Source organism: Streptomyces glaucescens (assembly GCF_000761215.1).
Classification (GTDB): domain Bacteria; phylum Actinomycetota; class Actinomycetes; order Streptomycetales; family Streptomycetaceae; genus Streptomyces; species Streptomyces glaucescens_B.
Map to the genome: position 1 here is coordinate 4,797,016 of NZ_CP009438.1, position 21,627 is coordinate 4,818,642.

The following is a 21,627-nucleotide window of genomic DNA, read 5'->3' on the forward strand; positions in this document are numbered from 1 at the left end:
AACAGTGTCAGAAGACACGGGGTACGCCATCCGTCCGTGCGGTCACCGTTCCGTATCGACGCCGATGTCCGAAACGCGCTCTACGCGCGTAGGAGTTAGAGTGCGGAAATGACGAGCCAGACTGACCGGACGGGGACCACCCCGAGCGCGGACCAGATCCGCCGAGCGCCCAAGGTTCTGCTCCACGACCACCTCGACGGCGGCCTGCGCCCGGGCACCGTCGTCGGCCTCGCCCGCGACACGGGCTACGACCGCCTCCCCGAGACCGACCCCGGCAAGCTGGGCCTGTGGTTCCGCGAGGCCGCCGACTCCGGATCCCTGGAGCGGTACCTGGAGACCTTCTCGCACACCGTCGCGGTGATGCAGACCCGTGACGCCCTGTTCCGGGTCGCCGCCGAGTGCGTCGAGGACCTGGCCGCGGACGGGGTCGTCTACGCCGAGGTCCGCTACGCCCCCGAACAGCACCTCGACGGCGGACTCACCCTCGAAGAGGTCGTCGAGGCCGTGAACGAGGGCTTCCGGGAGGGCGAGCGCCGGGCCCGGGAGGCGGGGCACCGCATCCGGGTCGGGGCGCTGCTCACCGCCATGCGGCACGCCGCCCGCTCCCTGGAGATCGCCGAACTCGCCAACCGCTACCGCGACCTGGGCGTCGTCGGTTTCGACATCGCGGGCGCCGAGGCCGGGTACCCGCCCACCCGCCACCTGGACGCCTTCGAGTTCCTGAAGCGGGAGAACAACCACTTCACGATCCACGCCGGCGAGGCGTTCGGCCTGCCGTCGATCTGGCAGGCCCTCCAGTGGTGCGGCGCCGACCGGCTCGGCCACGGGGTGCGGATCGTCGACGACATCGAGACCGCCGACGACGGCACCGTCCGCCTCGGCCGGCTCGCCTCGTACGTCCGCGACAAGCGGATCCCGCTGGAGCTGTGCCCCAGCTCCAACCTCCAGACCGGCGCCGCCCGCTCCTACGCCGAGCACCCCATCGGCCTGCTGCGCCGCCTGCACTTCCGGGTCACGGTCAACACCGACAACCGCCTGATGTCCGGCACGAGCATGAGCCGGGAATTCGAGCACCTTGTCGAGGCGTTCGGTTGTTCGCTCGACGACATGCAGTGGTTCACCGTCAATGCGATGAAATCGGCGTTCATTCCTTTCGACGAACGACTGGCCATGATCAATGACGTCATCAAGCCCGGATACGCCGAGCTGAAATCCGAATGGCTGTTTCGGTAGGCGGCTTCCACCAGGCACGTCACCCCTCCGAAAGGCCGACCCGGGATTCGGGTGACCGCGGGGCCGTGGCAGGCGTTCACCATCCGTCCGCATTTCGATGTTTGCGGCGGGAGGTCCGGGCGTGTTTTCGTTCCGGAGCGCCTCTTCCCCCCATGTCATCCCCATCACGAGTCACTCAAGGACGCAATTCACCATGAAGCAGTCTGCTGCCAGGACCCTCGGTGTCGCCGCTCTCGGTGCCGCCTTCGCCGCCGCCGGTGCGGGTGCCGCCAACGCCGCGACACCCGCCCTTCCCGACGGCGCCGGCCAGGTCCTGGACACCGTGACCCGCACCCTCCCGGCGGAGACCCTCAGCCAGGCGGTGCCGGGCGCCGCCGAGGCGCTGGCCCAGGGGCAGACCGCGCTGGAGACGGGACTGACCACCGCGCAGCCGGCCGCCCGGCAGGCGCTCGCCGAGGGGCGGACGGCGCCGGCCGCGGCCCTCCTCGGCGGTCTGCCGGCGCAGGGCCTGCCCGCCGGCCCCATGGCGGCACACGGCCTGCCCGCGAGCGGCACGGTGGCACACGGCCTGCCCACCAACGGTGTGGCGGTGAACGGCGTCCCGCTGGGCTGACCGGGATCCGCATGCGCCGATGGGGCGCACCCCCGCACCGGGGGTGCGCCCCATCGGCGTTCCCCCGGCCGGCCGGATCACCAGGCCGCGCCCGCCGCGCCGCCGGCCTTGTTCTCGGAGGGCAGCAGGGCCCACAGCGCGAGGTAGAGCAGGAACTGGGGCCCCGGCAGCAGACAGGAGACCAGGAAGATCACCCGCATCGTGGTCGCGGAGGTACCGAAGCGCCGTGCCAGCGCTGCGCACACTCCGCCGATCATCCGGCCGCTGGTGGGACGGGCAAGGCGGGACATGGCGACTCCTTCTCAGCTCGCGAGAGCGTCGGGCGGGGCGGCCCGGCCGGCCGCCCCATCTGCCCTCCACGTTACGGAGACGAAGGGGGCAAAGCGTCACTCCACGGGGCGATCCCGACCCTGGGAATCGTCGGGGTACGCCCCTGAGGCGACTCCTCCTGGCGCGGTACGTCCGGGTGCCGCCGCGCCATCCGGCGGCGCAGCCGGGCCCGGGCCGCCGGGACGACCGCGAGGTGCGCCACGGCCACCCCGGTGGTGTTCAGCAGCAGCGAGTCCACATCGAGGACCCGTCCCGGCACGTCGCTCTGCAACAGCTCGATGGCCAGCGAGATGAGCACCCCGGCGGCGGTCGTGCGCACGAAGGAGGCCAGCGGCGAGACGGTCAGCCGCCCGTCCGCCATCGGCAGCAGCACCCCGAGCGGCGCCAGCAGTGCCAGCCCCTCCCCGAGTTCCCGGGCCGCCTGCGGCCAGCCCAGCGCCAGATCGGCCCGGATGCCGTCCAGCGGACGCAGATTGGCGGGCATCACCCAGGGGACGTCCAGTGGACGCAGCGTCAGCCAGGCGACGAGCGTGAGATGCGCGACGAGGAGGACACCTCCCGTCACCCGGATGCGGATCGCGGCGCTGCCGCCCACGGAGCCTTGACGCTGCACGCCCCCTCAGACGCCGCCTTCGGCAGGATCGGTTCCGCGCAGGCCGGGCGGGTACCGGTGAGGCGTCCGCCACACCCCCCCGCGCAGGGGTCAGCCGCCCTGCTGCACTGCCGACGACGGCGGTTCCGCCGCGTCCGGGCGGGTGCGGACCCGCTCGGTGCACTCGTAGCGGCGTGGCGCCTCGCCGCCGGGGCCGCCCAGGATCACCGAGCCGTCGCCCTCGGCCGCCGCGGAGTCGGAGAACGTGCAGACGATCTGCGCGAGTGCGCGGCCGGCCAGGTCCGACGGCGGTGCGCTCAGCCGCAGGGTGTCCTCGTGGTCTCCGGGCCGCGGCCCGGAGACCGTCGTACCGCCGGGCACCTCCGTCTCGTACCCGGCCTCCGCCTCGGCCGGCGAAGGCGGCTCGGCCAGCACGTCCAGCAGCCCCTGCGCCACCAGCACCCGCCGCTCGACGTCCGTCGCGCCCTCCGCGGCCCGCACCGTCCGGTCGACCGTCACCAGCGACGAGCCGCACAGCAGGAACACCTGCACCGGGATGCCGCGGGAGGTCCGCGTGGTCACGTCCGGCGAGGTGAGCGAGCAGTTCGCGCGGGACGGCGCGGGCCCGAAGTCGGTCGGCACCTCCGTGGCCCGGATCCCGCATCCGGTGGCCAGCGCGCCGAGCACGCCGGCGAGCAGGGGAACCGACAGCAGACGGCGTACGTTCATCAGGCACCCTTCCCCTTCGCGGCGCCGCCCGCCTGCTCCGCGGCCTCCTCGGCGTCCCGCCGCGCCACCTCCGAGGCGTCCTTCGGCAGCCGCAGGGTGAACACCGCACCGCCCTCCGGCGAGTTCGCGGCGGTGATCTCACCCCCGTGGATGTGCGCGTTCTCCAGGGCGATCGACAGGCCGAGCCCGCTGCCCTCGGAGCGCGGCCGGGAGGCACTGGCCTTGTAGAACCGGTCGAAGACGTGCGGCAGCACGTCCTCCGGGATGCCCGGCCCGTGGTCGCGCACCGCGATCACCACCTCGTCGTCGTCCTCCCGGACCGACACCCGCACCGGCGATCCGCCGTGCTTGAGCGCGTTGCCGATGAGGTTGGCGAGTATCACGTCCAGCCGGCGCGGGTCGAGCCGGGCGTGGATGCCGCGCTCGGCGTCCAGATCGACCGCGTCCAGCCAGGCGCGGGCGTCGATGCAGGCGGTGATCTGGTCGGCGACGTCGACGTCGTCGAGGACCAGGCGGGCGGTGCCCGCGTCGAACCGGGTGACCTCCATCAGGTTCTCGACCAGGTCGTTCAGCCGCCGGGTCTCGCTCACCACCAGCCGCACGGCGGGCTCGATCATGGGGTCGATGCCGCCGCCCTCGAACTCCAGCTCCTCCTCCAGCACCTCCGTCACGGCGGTGATCGCGGTCAGCGGCGTCCGCAGCTCATGGCTCATGTCCGCCACGAACCGCCGGGACGCCTCGTCCCGCGCCGCCATGTCGGCGACCCGCTTCTCCAGCGCCGCCGCCGCGTTGTTGAACGTCCGCGACAGATCGGCCAGTTCATCGGTGCCGGAGACCCGGAGCCGGGTGTCCAGCTTGCCCTCGCCGAGCCGCCGGGCGGCGACCCCCAGCCGGTGCACCGGCTTCAGCACGGTCGTGGCGGCGGCCTGCGCCAGCAGCGCGGAGCCGATCAGCGCCAGACCGGTGGCGATCCCCAGCGACCAGGCCAGCGAGTTGAGGTCCTTCTCCTCCGGCTCCAGCGACTTGAGCATGAACCCGGTCGGCCCGCCGCCGATCACCCGGGTGCCGGCCACCAGGTACGGGGTGCCGTCGTCGACGGTCCGCTGCCAGTACAGGTGGTACGGCGACCTGTTGCCCGCGGTGAGCGGCTGCCTCTTGTTCACGGCCGCCCGCAGCGAGGCCGGCACGTCCTCGATCGAGAAGCCGTTCAGGCCGCCCGAACTGCCGTACACCGTCCGGCCGTCGCGGTCCTGGGCGACGAGCAGCACGGTGAACTGCTGCCCGCCCGCCGCCATCTGGCCCGCGGTGTGCTGCAACTCGTCCCGCCCCGGGTGCTCGGGCAGCGCACCCGCACGGTTCTGCATCTCCTGCTCGAAGTCGCGCAGCACCGCGTCCTGGGTGCGGGTGAGCACCGCCTCCCGGTTCAGCCAGTAGGCGATCGCGGACGCCGACACCGCGGCCGTCAGCGCGACCAGCCCGAACACCACCACCAGCCGCAGCCGCAGACTCGTCCAGCGCAGCCCCGACAGCACTCCCTTGCGCACCGCGGTCCAGCCGCGGATCCCCCCTTGCCGGTCCGTCACTGAGGCGGATCCAGCCGGTAGCCCACACCGCGGACGGTACGGATCAGCGTCGGGGACGACGGCACGTCCTCGACCTTCGCGCGCAGCCGCTGGACACAGGCGTCCACCAGGCGCGAGTCACCGAGGTAGTCGTGCTCCCACACCAGACGCAGCAGCTGCTGCCGGGACAGGGCCTGGCCGGGCCGCCGGCTCAGCTCCAGGAGCAGCCGCAGCTCGGTCGGCGTGAGCTGCAGGTCCTCCCCGTTCTTCGTCACCGTCATCGCCGCACGGTCGATGACCAGGCTGCCGAAGCTCGCCGCGTCGTTCGACTCGCGCTCCCCGCGCCGCAGCACGGCCCGGATCCGGGCGTCGAGCACCCGCCCCTGCACCGGCTTGACCACGTAGTCGTCGGCGCCGGACTCCAGGCCCACCACCACGTCGATGTCATCGCTGCGCGCGGTCAGCAGGATGATCGGCAACTGGTCCGTGCGCCGGATGCGCCGGCACACCTCGAAGCCGTCGATGCCGGGCAGCATCACATCCAGCACGATCAGATCCGGCCGCTGCTCGCGCAGCAGTTTCAGACCGTCCTCACCACTGGCAGCGGTCGCCACGCGGTGTCCCTGGCGCGTCAGTGAGAGCTCCAGGGCCGTACGGATGGCGTCGTCGTCCTCGATCAGCAACAGGGAAGGCACGGGCTCATTCTGGCCCATGGCCGTGCCGGATTCGACACTCGGGCGGCGGCCGTACCCCTGTGACAGGTCTGTGACAGTCGGCGGACACGGCCATGAAGTCCCCCCGGCAAGCTTTTCGACACAGCACGGAAGCAGGACCGAACACCGGAAGTCCACGACGGGGGGCGCGAGATGAACACGCTGCACGGCACCAGCACCAGCGCAGTGATCACGCGTCTGCACGACGTGCACACGCACCGGGGTTCCGAGAAGTCCGGTGCCGTGAGCGGGCGGGGGTGCGCTCGCGGCACCGGGCGTCAGCACACCGCCTCTGCGCAGCAAGGGCGCCAGCCCTACATGACGGTGGTTGACGGTTTCACGGGGGAGCCGCACGGGGGAGCCGCGTACAGGGAGGAACCGGGGGAGCGCCGCTCGCTGTCGGAGGCCGAGTTCACGGCCTACGTCCAGGAGCGCCGCGCCTCCCTGTACGCCACCGCCTACCACCTCACCGGCGACCGCTTCGAGGCCGAGGACCTGCTCCAGAGCGCGCTGTTCTCGACGTACCGGGCGTGGGACCGGATCAGCGACAAGGCGGCGGTCGGCGGGTACCTCCGCCGCACCATGACCAATCTGCACATCAGCGCCTGGCGGCGCCGCAAGCTCAACGAGTACCCGACCGAGGAACTGCCGGAGACGGCCGGTGACACGGACGCGATGCGCGGCACCGAGCTGCGCGCCGTCCTGTGGCAGGCGCTGGCCCGGCTGCCCGAGCTCCAGCGCACCATGCTGGTCCTGCGCTACTACGAGGGCCGCACGGACCCGGAGATCGCGGACATCCTCGACATCAGTGTCGGCACGGTGAAGTCCAGCATCTGGCGCTCGCTGCGCCGGCTGCGCGAGGACGAGGTCCTCAGCTTCGGCCGTGACGAGGAGGACGCCTTCGGGGAGCTCGTCGCCTGAAGGTACGGGGGGACACGGGGGAACGGCCAGGGAGGGGGCCCTGGGGGGATCCACGGGGGATCACGGGGGAAAGAGGAGCGGGGCTGGAGGGCCGGGGGGTCCGTCCAGTCCCGTTCTGCCGTTCCCGGCGGGCCGGCGGGCCCGCGCCTTCCGCTGTTCCCGTCGCGCCGTCGCGGACGGCCGGCCTGCCGGTCAGACCGCCGTGGGCGCCGCCGGGTGCCGGCCGGCCGCCGCTGCCGCCAGCCGGCGCAGCGCCTCGTCCCGGTCGCACGCGTACGCGCCGAGCGCGGTCTGGCGGGCCACGATGGACCGCTCGTCGCGCATCAGCCGCCAGCCACGGCGCAGCAGGAACGGCACCGACTTGCGGCCTTCCTTGAGGTCCCGCAGGAAGCGCCGGCGGAACGTCGTCACCGCGCCCCGGCTCAGGCAGAGCGCGTCGGCCAGCAGACCGAGCTCCCGGCAGCGGGCGACGATCTCGGCGGCGAAGATGCCCTCCGCGATGAACAGCGGGGCCCGCCCGATGTCGACGGCGTCCGCGCCGGTGCGGGCGCTGAGCGAGATGTCGTAGACGGGAACGTCTGTACGGCCGGTGCGGCACAGGTCCTCGATGGCGGCGATCGCGGCGTCCGCGTCCCACGACCCGGGGTGGTCCCAGTCGATGTCGGAGCTTCCCGGCACCAGCGGCAGCGTCGGGTCGGTGCCCTCCTTGTAGAAGTCGTCGAGCCGCAGCACCGGCAGGCCGGAGCGGGCCGCGAGAAGGGACTTGCCGGAGCCGGAAGGGCCGCAGAGCAGCACGACTCGGCCGGGTATGGGCGGATGGGAGCTCACGGGACACCAGTGTGAGGCATCGGGCGGCCCGTCAACGACCCCGCGGGTCGGCTTTGATGCGCGCGTCACACCTCAACTACGCTGCGCGTCGACACGATTACCCTCCGCCCCGGAAGGTGGCAGCAGCCATGGCCCGACACGCGTCCCCCCGCAAGCCCGCCGCCCGGCGTGCCCTGATCGCCCTCGCGACCGCGGGAGCGGCGCTGGGAGCCGGCGCCGGAACGGCCGCCGCCGGCGCCGAGCCGGTCGCCGGTGCGCCGCACTCGCGGCCGGCCGGCCTCGGCGAGATCGACCCGCAGGCCGGGTACCAGGCGCTGACCGGCACGGTCGGCCACGCCGCCGGCCCGGTCGCCGGCCTGAAGCCCAACCCGCTCGCCGGCACCGGCGTCGACCCCCTCGACAACGGCGTCGGCACCCGGCTCGCCGACTTCCAGCCGGTGGACTCCCGATCGGTGACCGGCCCGTTCGCCCAGGCCGAGTCGATCGGCAGCATGCCCGGCGTGGCGCGGGCGGCGGGGCCGCTGGCCGGCTAGGCGGCAGGCAGAGAGGGCCGCGTCCGCCCCGGACGGGGAGCGGACGCGGCCCTCTCGTGTGCGGGCCGCGCGGCCGGTGCTCCGTCAGTACGAGGAGCCGGAGGCGCCCAGGGAGCCCGTGGGGTGCCAGACCGTCTTGGTCTCCAGGAAGGCCGCCATGCGGTCGGTGCCGGGCGTCGCGAACCAGTCGTCCACAGGCTGTGGACGCAGCACGCGCTTGAGGTTGTCGGCCGCGGCGATCTCCAGCTCCTTCGCCAGGTCCTCGCCGGCACCCGCGAGGTCGATCGCGTTGACGCCCTGGTGCGCGGCGAGGGGCGCCGCGATCTCCGCCGTACGGCCGGAGAGGATGTTCACCACGCCGCCGGGCAGGTCGGAGGTGGCCAGCACCTCGCCCAGGGACAGGGCGGGGAGCGGGGCCTTCTCCGAGGCGATCACGACCGCCGTGTTGCCCGTCGCGATCACCGGGGCGACCACCGAGACCAGTCCCAGGAACGACGACTCCTGCGGGGCCACGACCGCCACCACGCCCGTCGGCTCGGGGGTGGACAGGTTGAAGAACGGACCGGCGACCGGATTGGCGCCGCCGAGCACCTGGGCGATCTTGTCGGTCCAGCCCGCGTACCAGACCCAGCGGTCGATGGTCGCCTCGACCTGCTCGGTCGCCTTGGACTTCGACAGGCCCTCGGCGTCCGCGACCTCGTGCGCGAACTGGCTCCTGCGGCCCTCCAGCATCTCCGCCACGCGGTAGAGGATCTGACCCCGGTTGTACGCCGTCGCGCCGGACCAGCCGCCGAACGCCTTGCGGGCGGCGACGACCGCGTCACGGGCGTCCTTGCGGGACGACTGCGGTGCGTTGGCCAGCCACTTGCCCTTGGAGTCCGCCACCTCGTACACCCGGCCGCTCTCGGAACGCGGGAACTTCCCGCCGACGTACAGCTTGTAGGTCTTCAGAACGGAAAGTCGCTCAGACATCGAGGTAAGCCTCCAGGCCGTGCCGGCCGCCCTCGCGGCCGAAGCCCGACTCCTTGTAGCCGCCGAACGGCGAGGTCGGGTCGAACTTGTTGAACGTGTTGGACCAGACGACGCCCGCCCGGAGCTTGCCGGCCACCGCCAGGATGCGGGAGCCCTTCTCCGTCCAGATGCCCGCGGACAGGCCGTACGGCGTGTTGTTGGCCTTGGCGACGGCCTCGTCCGGCGTGCGGAACGTCAGCACCGACAGGACCGGGCCGAAGATCTCGTCGCGGGCGATGGTGTGGGCCTGGGTGACGTTCGTGAACAGCGTCGGGGCGAACCAGTAGCCGCTCTCCGGCAGCTCGCAGGCCGGGGACCAGCGCTCGGCGCCCTCCGCCTCGCCCTGCTCGGCGAGGGCCGTGATCCGGGCCAGCTGCTCCGCGGAGTTGATCGCGCCGATGTCGGTGTTCTTGTCCAGCGGGTCGCCCAGGCGCAGGGTGGAGAGCCTGCGCTTGAGGGAGTCCAGCAGCTCGTCGTGGATCGACTCCTGCACCAGCAGGCGGCTGCCCGCGCAGCACACCTGGCCCTGGTTGAAGAAGATGCCGGTGACGATGCCCTCGACGGCCTGGTCGATGGGCGCGTCGTCGAAGACGATGTTGGCGCCCTTGCCGCCCAGCTCCAGGGTGAGCTTCTTGCGGGTGCCCGCGACCGTGCGGGCGATCTCCTTGCCGACCGCGGTGGAGCCGGTGAAGGCGACCTTGTCCACACCCGGGTGGGCGACCAGCGCGGCGCCGGCGTCGCCGTAGCCCGGGAGGATGTTGACGACGCCCCTGGGCAGGCCCGCCTGGCGGCAGATGTCCGCGAAGAACAGGGCGGAGAGCGGGGTCGTCTCGGCCGGCTTCAGCACGACCGTGTTGCCGGCCGCCAGCGCCGGGGCGATCTTCCACGCCAGCATCAGCAGCGGGAAGTTCCACGGGATGACCTGGCCCGCGACGCCGAGCGGGCGCGGGTTCGCGCCGAGGCCCGCGTGGCCGAGCTTGTCGGCCCAGCCCGCGTAGTAGAAGAAGTGGGCGGCGACCAGGGGGAGGTCCGCGTCGCGCGTCTCCCTGATGGGCTTGCCGTTGTCCAGGGTCTCGAGGACGGCCAGCTCGCGGCTGCGCTCCTGGATGATCCGCGCGATGCGGAACAGGTACTTGGCGCGCTCGGCGCCGGGCAGCGCCGACCACTTCTCGAAGGCCTTGCGGGCGGCCCTCACCGCGCGGTCCACGTCCGCCTCGCCGGCCTGGGCGATCTCGGAGAGGACCTCCTCGGTGGACGGCGAGACGGTCTTGAAGACCTTGCCGTCGGCCGCCTCGGCGAACTCTCCGTCGATGAAGAGGCCGTAGGAGGGTGCGATGTCGACGACCGAGCGGGACTCGGGCGCGGGGGCGTATGCGAATGCCGATGCCATGGTGATCAGTCCACCGTCACGTAGTCGGGGCCGGAGTAGCGGCCGGTGGCCAGCTTCTGACGCTGCATCAGCAGGTCGTTCAGGAGCGAGGACGCGCCGAACCGGAACCAGTGGTTGTCCAGCCAGTCCTCGCCGACGGTCTCGTTGACCAGGACCAGGAACTTGACGGCGTCCTTGGTGGTGCGGATGCCGCCGGCCGGCTTCACACCGACCTGGACGCCGGTGGCGGCCCGGAAGTCCCGGACGGCCTCCAGCATGAGGAGGGTGTTCGCCGGGGTGGCGTTCACCGCGACCTTGCCCGTCGAGGTCTTGATGAAGTCCGCGCCCGCCAGCATGCCGAGCCAGCTGGCGCGGCGGATGTTGTCGTACGTGGACAGCTCGCCGGTCTCGAAGATGACCTTCAGGCGGGCGGTCCCGCAGGCCTCCTTCACGGCGGTGATCTCGTCGTACACCTTCATGTACCGCCCCGCGAGGAACGCCCCGCGGTCGATGACCATGTCGATCTCGTCGGCGCCCGCGGCCACGGCCTCACGGACGTCGGCCAGCTTGACCTCGATCGGCGCGCGGCCCGCCGGGAAGGCGGTGGCGACCGAGGCGACCTTCACCGAGGAGCCGGCGACGGCCTCCTTGGCGGCGGCCACCATGTCCGGATACACGCAGACGGCCGCGGTCGCGGGAGTGGTGCGGTCGGTCGGATCGGGGTGGACCGCCTTGGCGCCGAGCGCCCGGACCTTGCCCGGGGTGTCCGCGCCTTCCAGCGTCGTCAGGTCGACCATGGAGATGGCCAGGTCGATGGCGTACGCCTTGGCGGTCGTCTTGATGGAACGGGTGCCGAGGGACGCGGCGCGCGCCTCCAGGCCGACCGCGTCGACGCCGGGCAGCCCGTGGAGGAAGCGGCGCAGCGTGCTGTCGGACGCGGCGACGTCCGAGAGGCTGTGAGCTGCGGTGGGTGCATTGGTGGGCATGGTCACCAGACGAGCATATCTACGCGCGTAGCTGCTGTACACCCCCCAAAGCTCGTGGCCGCTCGTCCGGGGGCCCCGGGGCCACGTATGAGCGCTCCCGGCGGGGTCGGGCACAATCGGGGCCATGACGACCACCGAGTCCAAGGATCGGATCTACCGGTCACCCGCGGGCATCGCCGGAGGTGTGCTGCTGCTCGGCCTCGCCGCGTGGCTCGGCATCGACGCGATCGTCGCCGGTGACGGGCGCACGCCGTGGGTCGCGCTCGCGACGCTGCTGCTGGTGCTGCCGCTGATCACCGCCTTCACGCTGCGGCCCGCCGTGGCCGCGAACGACGACCGGCTGCGGATCCGCAACCCGTTCCGGGTCGTCGTGCTGCCCTGGGGCGAGGTCGCCTCCCTGCGGTCCGGGTACACCAACGAGGTCGTCGCCAAGTCCGGCCGGAAGTACCAGCTGTGGGCCGTTCCGGTGTCCCTGCGGGCGCGGAAGAAGGCGGCGCGGCGGGAGTCGCGGCGGGCCGCCGAGCTGTCCGGGGAGCGGGGCGGGCGGGAGCGCGGCCTCGGGGGGCTCGCCGGGTTCGGTGGCGGGGCCGCCGTGCCGGAGGGGCCGGTACGGGCCCAGACGGACCAGATCATGGACGAGCTGCGGGAGCTGCTGGAGGCCCGGGAGACGGCCGAGGCGGCGCAGGGGCAGGTCACCGTGCGGTGGGCGTACGAGATCGTCGCCCCGGCGGTGGCGGGTGCGGTCCTGCTGGGGGTGCTGCTCGGGCTCGGCTGAGGCCGGGGCCGGGGCCGGAGGCGGGCGGGTCGAGGGCCCGAGGGGCCGTGGCGGGTCGAGGGCCCGAGGGCTGGAGCGCCGGGGCCCGGTGGGCCGGGGGCGGTCGGTGGTCCGGCTGTAGCCCGGCGCGTTCGTGGTATGCGGTGGTCCGTCGGGGTGCTCGTGCGTGCGGTGGCGTCGGTGGTCCGTCTGGGTGCCGGTGGCTTGTGGTGGCGCGGTGGTCCGTCGGGGTGCCCGTGGCGTGTGGTGGCGCGGTGGTCCGTCGGGGTGCCGTGGCGTGTGGTGGCGCTTTGCTCGGGGCGCTCGTGCGTGTGGTGGCGCCTGGCTCGGCGCGCACGGTGTGAGACGGCGACCACCCGGTGGTCCGCCGGGCGATGGTGGCGGGGGCGGCGTCGGCGGGGTGCCACGGGGAGCCCTCGGGTTCCCCGTGGCACCCTCCGTGTCAGATGCCCGCCGCGGCGGACAGGTCCCGCTTGATCGCCGACAGCAGCCGTGCCGCCTCGGCGCGGGCGGCCGGGAGGCCGGCGCGGTCCGCCACCGGGACGACGACCTCCAGGTAGCACTTCAGCTTGGGTTCCGTGCCGCTCGGGCGGACGATGACGCGGGCGCCCTCGAGGGTGTAGCGCAGGCCGTCCGTGGGCGGGAGCTTCTCCGTGCCGCGGGTCAGGTCCTCGGCGCGCGTGACCGGCAGGCCCGCGAGCCGGGTCGGCGGCTGCTCGCGCAGGCGGCGCATGGCGTCCGCGATGAGGGACAGGTCCTGCACGCGGACCGAGAGCTGGTCGGTGGCGTGCAGGCCGTGCTCCACGGCGAGGTCGTCGAGGAGGTCGAGCAGGGTGCGGCCCTGCTCCTTGAGGACCGAGGCGAGTTCCGTGATCAGCAGCGCCGCGGTGATGCCGTCCTTGTCGCGGACGCCCTCCGGGTCGACGCAGTAGCCGAGGGCCTCCTCGTAGCCGTAGCGCAGGCCGTCGACGCGGGCGATCCACTTGAAGCCCGTCAGGGTCTCCTCGTAGGGCAGGCCCGCCTTCTCGGCGATGCGCCCGAGGAGCGAGGAGGAGACGATCGACTCGGCGAAGGTGCCCCGGGCCCCGCGGTTCACCAGGTGGGCGGCGAGCAGCGCGCCCACCTCGTCGCCGCGGAGCATGCGCCAGTCGCCGGCGTCCCTGACCGCCACGGCGCAGCGGTCCGCGTCCGGGTCGTTGGCGATGACCAGGTCGGGGTCCGTCTCGCGGGCCTTCGCGAAGGCGAGGTCCATCGCGCCGGGCTCCTCCGGGTTCGGGAAGGCCACGGTGGGGAAGTCCGGGTCCGGGTCGGCCTGCTCGGCGACCAGGTCCGGGGCGGGGAAGCCGGCCCGGGCGAAGGCCGCGAGCAGGGTGTCCTTTCCGACGCCGTGCATGGCGGTGTAGACCGTGCGGGCCGTACGGGGGGAGCCGGGGGAGAGGACGGCGTCGGTGCGGGCCAGGTAGGCGTCGAGGACGCTGTCGTCGAGGGTCTCCCAGCCCTCGGTGGGGCGGGAGACGGTGGTGAGGGAGGGGATCGCCGCGATCTCGGCGGCGATGTCCGTGTCCGCGGGCGGGACGATCTGGGAGCCGTCGCCGAGGTAGACCTTGTAGCCGTTGTCGCGGGGCGGGTTGTGGCTGGCGGTGACCTCCACGCCGGCGACCGCGCCGAGGTGCCTTATGGCGAAGGCGAGGACGGGGGTGGGGAGGGGGCGGGGGAGGAGCGCCGCGCGCAGTCCGGCGCCGGTCATCACGGCCGCGGTGTCGCGGGCGAAGTCCTCCGACTTGTGGCGGGCGTCGTAGCCGATGACGACGAGGCCGTCCGTGCGGCCGTTCTTGGTGAGGTACGCCGCGAGGCCGGCGGCGGCCCGGATGACGACGGACCGGTTCATGCGCATCGGGCCCGCGCCGAGTTCACCGCGCAGGCCGGCGGTGCCGAACTGGAGGGTGCCGCTGAAGCGGGCGGCCAGCTCGTCCACGTCGTGGGCGTCGATGAGCTTGGCGAGTTCGTCGCGCGTCTCCGGGTCGGGGTCCTCGGTGAGCCAGGTCTGGGCGCGGGCGAGGAGGTCGTCGGTCGTCACGTCGGGTCAGCCTCTCGGTCGTGTTGCTTCGTCGTCGTGGGTGCGGGCTGCGCGGGGCGGGTGGCGTGCGGGGCGGTGCCGCTGCTGTCGCGCCTGCGGGGGCGGGGGGGGCCGGGGCCGTGCCAAGGGGTGTCCGTCCTCGGTCCGGCGGTGCCCCCGCTGCGGCTGTGCGCGGTGCCGGACGCCGGACCCTGTGGGCGGGCACCCCCGGGCACGTCCCCTTGCCGCCGTGCGCGGCGCTCCCGTCGGGCGCCGCGCGAGCGGGTGTTACAGGCGTCCCAGGACCTGCGCCAGCAGGGATCCCATGCGGGCGGCCGAGTCGCGGCCCGCCTGGAGGACCTCCTCGTGGTTCAGGGGCTCGCCGGTCATGCCCGCGGCGAGGTTGGTGACCAGGGAGATGCCCAGGATCTCCGCGCCGGCCTCGCGGGCGGCGATCGCCTCCAGGACCGTCGACATGCCGACCAGGTCCGCGCCGATCACCCGGGCCATGCGGATCTCGGCCGGGGTCTCGTAGTGCGGGCCGGGGAACTGCGCGTAGACGCCCTCTTCGAGAGTGGGGTCGATCTCCTTGCACAGGGCGCGCAGGCGGGGGGAGTACAGGTCGGTGAGGTCGACGAAGTTGGCGCCGACGATGGGGGAGGTCGCGGTCAGGTTGATGTGGTCGCTGATCAGGACCGGCTGGCCGGGGCGCATGCCCTCGCGCAGGCCGCCGCACCCGTTGGTGAGCACGATGGTCTTGGCGCCGGCGGCGACGGCGGTACGCACGCCGTGCGCGACGGCGGCGACACCGCGGCCCTCGTAGTAGTGGGTGCGGCCGAGGAAGACCAGGGCGCGCTTGTCGCCGATCCGGTAGGAGCGGATCTTGCCGCCGTGCCCTTCGACCGCCGGCGGCGGGAAGCCGGGGAGCTCGGTGACCTGGAACTCGGCGTCGGGAGCGCCGAGCGCGTCGACGGCCGGTGCCCAGCCGGAGCCCATCACGAGGGCGACGTCGTGGGACTCGGCGCCGGTGAGTTCGCGCAGGCGCGCGGCGGCGGCGTCGGCGGCGGCGTAGGGGTCGCCCTGGATGTCGTCCGGAAGAAGAGATGCGTTCACGCGGTCGAGGGTAGCCGAGCATTGCCTACGCGCGTAGATGACAGAGCTCACGGGATTGGGATCGTTGTCTTGTCGTTTTCCACAAGGGTGTGCGGGCGACGCGCGTGCGGGGTGGCCGTGACCTGGCTCAGCAGGGGCGTTTGCGGAGTTCCATGACGTAGTCGTGGGGGGCTCCGGCGGACTCGGCCGCGTCGGCGATTTCGCCCAGATAGCGGGCGGAGGGCAGGCCGCCCTCGTAGCCGTTGAGGACGTAGACCCAGGCCGGCTCCTCGCCGTCGAGGGTGTGGACGCGGACCTGGAGACGGCGGTAGACGTCGAGGTCCAGGCCGACCCAGCGGTCCAGGGACTCCTCGTCCATCGGGGCGATGTCGTAGAGGGCCACGAACACCTGGGAGAGCGGGTCCTCGACGATCGTGGCGAGGGCGCCCTCCCAGCCGAGCTGCTCGCCGCCGAAGGTCAGTCGCCAGCCGTTCAGCCAGCCCGTGGCGCGGAGCGGCGAGTGGGGAGCGCGGCGGTTCATCAGCCGCGCGTCGAGATTGCCGGCGTAGGCGGCGTAGAGCGACATGGGGAGAGGGTACGGCAGTGGGATCGGGGGTCACTTCGTCCGCGGGCGCGCCGGGGACGGCCCGGCCGGGCCCCCGGGCGGTCGCACCTTGAAGCGTGCGGGACAATGGAGTACGTGACTCGGATCGTGATCATCGGTGGCGGACCCGGCGGATACGAAGCGGCGCTGGTCGCCGCTCAGCTCGGTGCGGAGGTGACCGTCGTCGACTGCGACGGTCTGGGCGGGGCGTCGGTGCTGACCGACTGCGTGCCGTCGAAGACGCTCATCGCGACGGCCGAGGTGATGACCACCTTCGACTCGTCGTACGAGGAGCTGGGGATCATCGTCGCGGACGACACCCCGCACATCGACACGCCCGCGCGGGTGGTGGGCGTCGACCTCGGCAAGGTCAACCGGCGGGTGAAGCGGCTGGCGCTCGCCCAGTCGCACGACATCACGGCGTCCGTGACGCGCGCCGGCGCCCGGGTGGTGCGCGGGCGCGGACGGCTCGAGGGGCAGCAGGGCCAGGACGGGTCGCGCAAGGTCGTGGTGCGCGCCGCCGACGGCAGCGAGGAGACGCTCGTCGCCGACGCCGTGCTGATCGCCACGGGCGGGCACCCGCGAGAGCTGGCCGACGCCCGGCCCGACGGCGAGCGGATCCTGAACTGGACCCAGGTGTACGACCTGAACGAGCTCCCCGAGGAGCTGATCGTGGTCGGGTCCGGTGTCACCGGCGCCGAGTTCGCCGGTGCCTACCAGGCGCTCGGCTCGAAGGTCACCCTGGTGTCGTCCCGGGACCGGGTGCTGCCCGGCGAGGACCCGGACGCCGCGGCCGTCCTCGAGGACGTCTTCCGGCGGCGCGGCATGAACGTCATGGCGCGCTCGCGCGCCCAGTCCGCCAAACGGGTGGGCGACCGCGTCGAGGTCACCCTCGCCGACGGGCGGGTCATCACCGGCACGCACTGCCTGATGGCCGTCGGCGCCATCCCGAACACCGAGGGCATGGGCCTGGAGGAGGCCGGGGTCAGGCTGCGCGACTCCGGGCACGTCTGGACCGACAAGGTGTCCAGGACCACCGCGCCCGGTGTCTACGCCGCCGGTGACGTGACCGGGGTGTTCGCGCTCGCCTCGGTGGCCGCCATGCAGGGCCGTATCGCCATGTACCACTTCCTGGGCGACGCCGTGGCGCCGCTGAACCTGAAGACCGTGTCGTCGAACGTCTTCACGGACCCGGAGATCGCGACCGTCGGGTACACCCAGGCGGACGTCGACGCCGGGAAGATCGACGCGCGCGTGGTGAAGCTGCCGCTGCTGCGCAACCCGCGCGCGAAGATGCAGGGCATCCGGGACGGCTTCGTCAAGATCTTCTGCCGGCCGGGGACGGGGATCGTGGTCGGCGGGGTCGTCGTGGCGCCGCGCGCTTCGGAACTGATCCATCCCATCTCGATCGCCGTCGACAACAATCTGACGGTCGAACAGATCGCGAACGCCTTCACCGTGTACCCGTCCCTGTCGGGCTCGATCGCCGAGGTGGCGCGGCAGCTCCACACCCGCAAGGCGGGCGACGGCGGCTGACGGCCGAAACCGGCTCACCCCTGGTCACAGCGGGTGGCGGACAGTGCGTGTGGCATAGGCGGCGGGAGTACGCCTCTATACCACTTCCGCCCCTGCTGTACGAACAACTTCTGTTATCCGGCGCAAACTGCTGAAAGCAGACGGTCGTTGGGGTTACTGTCAGTTTCGTGTTCGCTGCAGAACGTCGCCAATTGATCCTCGAAATGGTGCGAGCGAACGGAGCCGTGTCGCTCCGTGAGCTCGCCCGCGTCGTCCAGACCTCCGAAGTGACCGTACGACGGGACGTGCGCGCCCTGGAGGCAGAAGGACTCCTCGACCGCCGGCACGGCGGTGCGGTACTGCCGGGCGGGTTCACGCGGGAGTCCGGCTTTCCGCAGAAGTCTCATCTCGCGACCGCCGAGAAGACGGCCATCGCCGACCTCGCCGCCACCTTCGTCGAGGAGGGCGAGGCCATCGTGGTCGGGGCGGGCACCACCACCCAGGAACTGGCCCGCCGGCTGGCCCGGATCCCGGGGCTGACCGTGGTCACCAACTCCCTCCTGGTGGCGCAGGCCCTCGCCCACGCCAACCGGGTGGAGGTCGTCATGACCGGCGGCACGCTGCGCGGGTCCAACTACGCCCTCGTCGGCTCCGGCGCCGAGCAGTCCCTCCAGGGCCTCAGGGTCTCCCGGGCCTTCCTCTCCGGGAGCGGGCTCACCGCCGAGCGCGGGCTGTCCACGTCCAACATGCTCTCCGCCTCCGTCGACCGCGCGCTCGTCCAGGCCGCCGCCGAGGTCGTGGTCCTCGCCGACCACACCAAGCTCGGCACGGACACCATGTTTCAGACCGTGCCCACGGACGTCATCACCCGTCTCGTCACCGACGAGCCCCCGGCCCACGACGACCGCGCGGCCACCGAGCTCCAGGCCCTGGCCGACCAGGGCGTCCAGATCGCCGTCGCGGGCACCGGTGCCTCGGGAAACGCCGGGGGCCACGGCAGCGCGGGGGGTGAGCCGGCCGGGCCGGGCCGCCCGCAGCGCCGGGACGTCCCGCTGCCGGGCCCGCGCCGTGGCCAGGTCCCCGGCGGCCAGCCGTTCCGGACGGCCGGGGTGATGGGGGAGCGTGAGCAGTCCCCGGGTGCCGAGCGGGAACGGGCGCGCGTCGCCGACCTGCGGCGGCGCTGAGGCCCGCGCGGACCGGGCGCGGGGGTGGCGCGGTCGCGCGGGGGTGGTGCGGTGGTGGGGCGCGCGGGGTGGTGCCGTATGGGGGCGCGCGCGGGTGCGCTCCCGGCGCCGGTGGTCGCAGGGGCGCTGCCGCGTGCGCCGCGCGCCCGCGGGGCGGTTTGGAAACGCCGCGCGCCCGGCGGAGGGAGTCTCCGCCGGGCGCGCGGCCTGGTTCCGTACGTCAGTCCTTGATCTCGCAGATCGCGGCGCCCGACGTGACCGAGGCGCCGACCTCGGCGGCCAGGCCCTTGATGGTGCCCGACTTGTGGGCGTTGAGCGGCTGCTCCATCTTCATGGCCTCCAGGACGACGACCAGGTCGCCTTCCTGGACCTCCTGGCCCTCCTCCACGGCGATCTTCACGATCGTGCCCTGCATCGGGGAGGCGAGGGTGTCGCCGGAGGCCACCGGGCCCGACTTCTTCGCCGCGCGCCGCTTCGGCTTGGCGCCGGCCGCCAGACCCGTGCGGGCCAGCGACATGCCGAGCGAGGACGGCAGGGACACCTCCAGGCGCTTGCCGCCGACCTCCACGACGACCGTCTCACGGCCCGTTTCCTCGTCCGCCTCGGCGGCGTCGGCAGGCGCGGTGAACGGCTTGATGTCGTTGACGAACTCGGTCTCGATCCAGCGGGTGTGGACCGTGAACGGGTCGGTCGAGCCGGTCAGCTCGGGGGCGAACGCCGGGTCCTTCACCACCGCGCGGTGGAACGGGATGGCCGTCGCCATGCCCTCGACCTGGAACTCCTCCAGGGCGCGGGCGGCCCGCTGGAGGGCCTGCTCACGGGTGGCGCCGGTGACGATCAGCTTGGCGAGCAGGGAGTCCCAGGCCGGGCCGATGACCGAGCCGGACTCGACGCCGGCGTCCAGGCGCACGCCCGGGCCGGACGGCGGGTCGAACCGGGTGACGGTGCCGGGGGCCGGCAGGAAGTTGCGGCCCGGGTCCTCGCCATTGATGCGGAACTCGAACGAGTGACCGCGCAGCTCGGGGTCGCCGTAGCCGAGCTCCTCGCCGTCGGCGATCCGGAACATCTCGCGCACCAGGTCGATGCCCGCGACCTCCTCGGTGACGGGGTGCTCGACCTGGAGGCGGGTGTTGACCTCCAGGAAGGAGATGGTGCCGTCCACGCCGACCAGGAACTCCACGGTGCCCGCGCCGACGTAGCCGGCCTCCTTGAGGATGGCCTTGGAGGCGCGGTACAGCTCGGCGACCTGCTCGTCCGAGAGGAACGGCGCGGGGGCCTCCTCGACGAGCTTCTGGTGGCGGCGCTGGAGGGAGCAGTCGCGGGTGGAGACGACGACCACGTTGCCGTGCTGGTCGGCGAGGCACTGGGTCTCGACGTGGCGGGGCTTGTCCAGGTAGCGCTCGACGAAGCACTCGCCGCGGCCGAAGGCGGCGACCGCCTCGCGGACCGCCGAGTCGTACAGCTCGGGGACCTCTTCGAGGGTGCGGGCGACCTTCAGGCCACGGCCACCGCCGCCGAAGGCGGCCTTGATGGCGATCGGCAGGCCGTGCTCCTCGGCGAAGGCCACGACCTCGTCGGCCCCGGAGACCGGGTCGGAGGTGCCGGCGACGAGCGGCGCGCCGGCGCGCTGCGCGATGTGCCGGGCGGCGACCTTGTCGCCGAGGTCGCGGATGGCCTGCGGGGGCGGGCCGATCCAGATCAGCCCGGCGTCCAGGACGGCCTGGGCGAACTCGGCGTTCTCGGAGAGGAAGCCGTACCCGGGGTGGATCGCGTCGGCGCCGGACTCCCGGGCGGCCTTCAGCACCTTCTCGATGTCGAGGTAGCTGGTGGCCGGAGTGTCACCGCCCAGGGCGAACGCCTCATCCGCGGCGCGGACATGCAGAGCGTCCCGGTCCGGGTCGGCGTAGACGGCCACGCTCGCGATACCGGCATCCCGGCAGGCCCGGGCAACGCGGACAGCGATTTCGCCACGGTTGGCGATGAGCACCTTGCGCACGATGAGGCTCCCTCCTTGAAACAAGCCGAGTTTAGGGACTGCCGACACGGCACTTCGACCCGTCCCCAATGGTGAGCTTGCCCACACGGAGCGTGATTCGAGGCTCGCTCGACCCGCGAAATCCCATGTCGTACCGCGGTACGCAGGACTCCTGCGGGAAACCCTAGCCCTCCGCTGTGGTCAAGGTCTCTGTCATCAGGTGCTGCGGGCCACTCTGTTTCTTTGTCGAGTCCCTACGAATGGCCCAACCGTTCTTTGCTCCCCGCGCACCCCTTGTCCCCACGTTTACCCGTTAGTAGCGTTCGCTGTCCCGAACGTACCCGGGGTAACAGCGGCGGCCTTGCCCGCTCCGACGGTCGAAGGGTGGGTGGAACCGGTGGTGCGCAGACCGGTGGCATGGACGGTGGCGGTCGTGCTCTTCGCCGAGGCGCTGGGCGTGGCGGGGCTCAACTGGTTCCTCGGGGTGGTGGTCGACCGTCAGGACATGTCCCTGGCCGGGCTGGACCCGGACGTGATGGCGACCTCCTCGAAGGCCGGCGGCGTGGTCTTCGGCCTCTACTTCGCCCTGTGCGGGCTCGTCGCCCTGCTGGTGGCCCTGCGCGACCGCCCGGCGGCCGGCGTCGGGCGTGTCCTGCTGGTCAGCGCCGCGGTGGTGCACGCGCTGCTCGGGGCTTTCGTGTGGGGGCTGGTGGGGTGGCCGGCGTTCCTGTTCATGGTGCTGGTGCTCGGCCTGATCGTGCTGCTGCTGATGTCGTACGACGGGCGTACGGGGGCCGAGGGGGCCGCGGGGGCGGCCGGGCCCGCCGGACCCGGCGGGCCGAGGGAGCTCACGGAGCCCATGGGGTCCAGCGGCCCCGCGGGCCCCTCGGAGCCGTCGGACGCGGTGCGTGGAGAGGGGGCCGCGCCGGCGTGAGCGTACCGCCGCGCGCGGGGGTGAGCCTGCCGGTGCGCGCCGGTGTGAGCGCCCGGCCGGCGCCCGAGGGCG

The 21,627-nt window shown here is 72.9% G+C and carries 21 protein-coding genes; 8 read left to right on the forward strand and 13 right to left on the reverse strand.

Annotated features, from left to right (window positions below; genetic code table 11):
• Positions 1–108: 108 nt before the first annotated feature.
• On the forward strand, positions 109–1,233 hold the full coding sequence (locus SGLAU_RS20865; protein WP_043506872.1) for an adenosine deaminase: 1,125 nt from the start codon (positions 109–111) through the stop codon (positions 1,231–1,233).
• A 193-nt stretch (positions 1,234–1,426) separates the two neighbouring features.
• Entirely contained in the window at positions 1,427–1,846 is a 420-nt protein-coding gene (locus tag SGLAU_RS20870) for a hypothetical protein (protein ID WP_043503593.1), read from the forward strand.
• A gap of 77 nt (positions 1,847–1,923) precedes the next feature.
• Here the strand turns inward: SGLAU_RS20870 and SGLAU_RS20875 are convergent, their stop codons facing one another.
• The 5 genes from SGLAU_RS20875 to afsQ1 form a co-directional block, all read right to left on the reverse strand.
• Positions 1,924–2,136, reverse strand: coding sequence for a PspC domain-containing protein (locus tag SGLAU_RS20875; protein ID WP_043503594.1), 213 nt, complete (start codon positions 2,134–2,136; stop codon positions 1,924–1,926).
• 71 nt (positions 2,137–2,207) lie between these two features.
• On the reverse strand, positions 2,208–2,789 hold the full coding sequence (locus tag SGLAU_RS20880) for a VanZ family protein (RefSeq protein ID WP_043503596.1): 582 nt from the start codon (positions 2,787–2,789) through the stop codon (positions 2,208–2,210).
• A gap of 90 nt (positions 2,790–2,879) precedes the next feature.
• Positions 2,880–3,497 carry a hypothetical protein gene (locus SGLAU_RS20885; RefSeq protein WP_043503598.1) on the reverse strand — a complete coding sequence of 206 codons (618 nt, stop codon included), beginning with the start codon at positions 3,495–3,497 and terminating at the stop codon, positions 2,880–2,882.
• Positions 3,497–5,080, reverse strand: a complete 1,584-nt coding sequence (locus tag SGLAU_RS20890) for a sensor histidine kinase (protein WP_043503600.1) — start codon at positions 5,078–5,080, stop codon at positions 3,497–3,499. Before SGLAU_RS20890 ends, SGLAU_RS20885 begins: the two co-directional genes overlap by 1 nt.
• On the reverse strand, positions 5,077–5,754 hold the full coding sequence (gene afsQ1 / locus SGLAU_RS20895) for a two-component system response regulator AfsQ1 (RefSeq protein ID WP_043503601.1): 678 nt from the start codon (positions 5,752–5,754) through the stop codon (positions 5,077–5,079). The genes SGLAU_RS20890 and afsQ1 overlap by 4 nt, the downstream gene beginning before the upstream one ends.
• 171 nt (positions 5,755–5,925) lie before the next feature.
• Here afsQ1 and SGLAU_RS20900 point away from each other — a divergent pair, with 171 nt between their 5' ends.
• Entirely contained in the window at positions 5,926–6,693 is a 768-nt protein-coding gene (locus tag SGLAU_RS20900; protein WP_043503603.1) for a SigE family RNA polymerase sigma factor, read from the forward strand.
• A gap of 192 nt (positions 6,694–6,885) precedes the next feature.
• Here the strand turns inward: SGLAU_RS20900 and SGLAU_RS20905 are convergent, their stop codons facing one another.
• Positions 6,886–7,590: a hypothetical protein gene (locus SGLAU_RS20905; protein WP_078957811.1), complete on the reverse strand. Its 705-nt coding sequence runs from the start codon at positions 7,588–7,590 to the stop codon at positions 6,886–6,888.
• Positions 7,591–7,649: 59 nt separating this feature from the next.
• Here SGLAU_RS20905 and SGLAU_RS20910 point away from each other — a divergent pair, with 59 nt between their 5' ends.
• Positions 7,650–8,054, forward strand: coding sequence for a hypothetical protein (locus SGLAU_RS20910; protein ID WP_043503607.1), 405 nt, complete (start codon positions 7,650–7,652; stop codon positions 8,052–8,054).
• An 84-nt stretch (positions 8,055–8,138) separates the two neighbouring features.
• Here the strand turns inward: SGLAU_RS20910 and SGLAU_RS20915 are convergent, their stop codons facing one another.
• The 3 genes from SGLAU_RS20915 to deoC are packed head-to-tail and all read right to left on the reverse strand — an operon-like array spanning position 8,139 to position 11,420.
• Complete coding sequence (locus SGLAU_RS20915; protein ID WP_043503609.1) at positions 8,139–9,026, reverse strand: aldehyde dehydrogenase family protein; 888 nt, start codon at positions 9,024–9,026, stop codon at positions 8,139–8,141.
• Positions 9,019–10,455 carry an aldehyde dehydrogenase family protein gene (locus tag SGLAU_RS20920; RefSeq protein WP_043503612.1) on the reverse strand — a complete coding sequence of 479 codons (1,437 nt, stop codon included), beginning with the start codon at positions 10,453–10,455 and terminating at the stop codon, positions 9,019–9,021. Before SGLAU_RS20920 ends, SGLAU_RS20915 begins: the two co-directional genes overlap by 8 nt.
• A gap of 5 nt (positions 10,456–10,460) precedes the next feature.
• Entirely contained in the window at positions 10,461–11,420 is a 960-nt protein-coding gene (deoC, locus tag SGLAU_RS20925; RefSeq protein ID WP_043503613.1) for a deoxyribose-phosphate aldolase, read from the reverse strand.
• 124 nt (positions 11,421–11,544) lie between these two features.
• Here deoC and SGLAU_RS20930 point away from each other — a divergent pair, with 124 nt between their 5' ends.
• Positions 11,545–12,195: a PH domain-containing protein gene (locus tag SGLAU_RS20930; protein WP_043503616.1), complete on the forward strand. Its 651-nt coding sequence runs from the start codon at positions 11,545–11,547 to the stop codon at positions 12,193–12,195.
• Between the two features lie 442 nt (positions 12,196–12,637).
• On the opposite strand, the gene SGLAU_RS20935 is transcribed toward SGLAU_RS20930, so the two are convergent.
• From SGLAU_RS20935 to SGLAU_RS20945, 3 genes are all read right to left on the reverse strand, one after another.
• The gene (locus tag SGLAU_RS20935; RefSeq protein ID WP_043503618.1) at positions 12,638–14,272 is read right to left on the reverse strand and encodes a phospho-sugar mutase; all 1,635 of its coding nucleotides are present in this window, start codon (positions 14,270–14,272) and stop codon (positions 12,638–12,640) included.
• Between the two features lie 267 nt (positions 14,273–14,539).
• Positions 14,540–15,364: a purine-nucleoside phosphorylase gene (locus SGLAU_RS20940; RefSeq protein ID WP_043503619.1), complete on the reverse strand. Its 825-nt coding sequence runs from the start codon at positions 15,362–15,364 to the stop codon at positions 14,540–14,542.
• A gap of 127 nt (positions 15,365–15,491) precedes the next feature.
• Positions 15,492–15,929 (reverse strand): gamma-glutamylcyclotransferase, encoded by a 438-nt coding sequence (locus SGLAU_RS20945; protein WP_043503621.1) that lies wholly within the window; start codon positions 15,927–15,929, stop codon positions 15,492–15,494.
• 105 nt (positions 15,930–16,034) lie between these two features.
• Between SGLAU_RS20945 and SGLAU_RS20950 the strand changes: the two genes are divergently transcribed.
• Both SGLAU_RS20950 and SGLAU_RS20955 read left to right on the forward strand, forming a co-directional pair.
• Positions 16,035–17,483: an NAD(P)H-quinone dehydrogenase gene (locus tag SGLAU_RS20950; protein WP_043503622.1), complete on the forward strand. Its 1,449-nt coding sequence runs from the start codon at positions 16,035–16,037 to the stop codon at positions 17,481–17,483.
• Positions 17,484–17,686: 203 nt separating this feature from the next.
• The gene (locus SGLAU_RS20955; RefSeq protein ID WP_043503625.1) at positions 17,687–18,646 is read left to right on the forward strand and encodes a DeoR/GlpR family DNA-binding transcription regulator; all 960 of its coding nucleotides are present in this window, start codon (positions 17,687–17,689) and stop codon (positions 18,644–18,646) included.
• A gap of 220 nt (positions 18,647–18,866) precedes the next feature.
• On the opposite strand, the gene SGLAU_RS20960 is transcribed toward SGLAU_RS20955, so the two are convergent.
• Positions 18,867–20,642, reverse strand: coding sequence for an acetyl/propionyl/methylcrotonyl-CoA carboxylase subunit alpha (locus SGLAU_RS20960; protein WP_043503626.1), 1,776 nt, complete (start codon positions 20,640–20,642; stop codon positions 18,867–18,869).
• A gap of 376 nt (positions 20,643–21,018) precedes the next feature.
• Between SGLAU_RS20960 and SGLAU_RS20965 the strand changes: the two genes are divergently transcribed.
• The gene (locus SGLAU_RS20965; protein WP_244315351.1) at positions 21,019–21,555 is read left to right on the forward strand and encodes a hypothetical protein; all 537 of its coding nucleotides are present in this window, start codon (positions 21,019–21,021) and stop codon (positions 21,553–21,555) included.
• The last annotated feature ends 72 nt before the right edge of the window (positions 21,556–21,627 follow it).

Excerpts from the sequence above, each read along its gene's own strand:
- SGLAU_RS20900 (WP_043503603.1), top strand. The coding sequence starts at position 5,926 with ATGAACACGCTGCACGGCACCAGCACCAGCGCAGTGATCACGCGTCTG.
- SGLAU_RS20955 (WP_043503625.1), top strand. The coding sequence starts at position 17,687 with ATGGTGCGAGCGAACGGAGCCGTGTCGCTCCGTGAGCTCGCCCGCGTC.
- SGLAU_RS20870 (WP_043503593.1), top strand. The coding sequence starts at position 1,427 with ATGAAGCAGTCTGCTGCCAGGACCCTCGGTGTCGCCGCTCTCGGTGCC.
- SGLAU_RS20915 (WP_043503609.1), bottom strand. The coding sequence starts at position 9,026 with ATGTCTGAGCGACTTTCCGTTCTGAAGACCTACAAGCTGTACGTCGGC.
- SGLAU_RS20930 (WP_043503616.1), top strand. The coding sequence starts at position 11,545 with ATGACGACCACCGAGTCCAAGGATCGGATCTACCGGTCACCCGCGGGC.
- SGLAU_RS20950 (WP_043503622.1), top strand. The coding sequence starts at position 16,035 with ATGGAGTACGTGACTCGGATCGTGATCATCGGTGGCGGACCCGGCGGA.
- SGLAU_RS20875 (WP_043503594.1), bottom strand. The coding sequence starts at position 2,136 with ATGTCCCGCCTTGCCCGTCCCACCAGCGGCCGGATGATCGGCGGAGTG.
- SGLAU_RS20910 (WP_043503607.1), top strand. The coding sequence starts at position 7,650 with ATGGCCCGACACGCGTCCCCCCGCAAGCCCGCCGCCCGGCGTGCCCTG.
- SGLAU_RS20885 (WP_043503598.1), bottom strand. The coding sequence starts at position 3,497 with ATGAACGTACGCCGTCTGCTGTCGGTTCCCCTGCTCGCCGGCGTGCTC.
- deoC (WP_043503613.1), bottom strand. The coding sequence starts at position 11,420 with ATGCCCACCAATGCACCCACCGCAGCTCACAGCCTCTCGGACGTCGCC.
- SGLAU_RS20920 (WP_043503612.1), bottom strand. The coding sequence starts at position 10,455 with ATGGCATCGGCATTCGCATACGCCCCCGCGCCCGAGTCCCGCTCGGTC.
- SGLAU_RS20865 (WP_043506872.1), top strand. The coding sequence starts at position 109 with ATGACGAGCCAGACTGACCGGACGGGGACCACCCCGAGCGCGGACCAG.
- SGLAU_RS20945 (WP_043503621.1), bottom strand. The coding sequence starts at position 15,929 with ATGTCGCTCTACGCCGCCTACGCCGGCAATCTCGACGCGCGGCTGATG.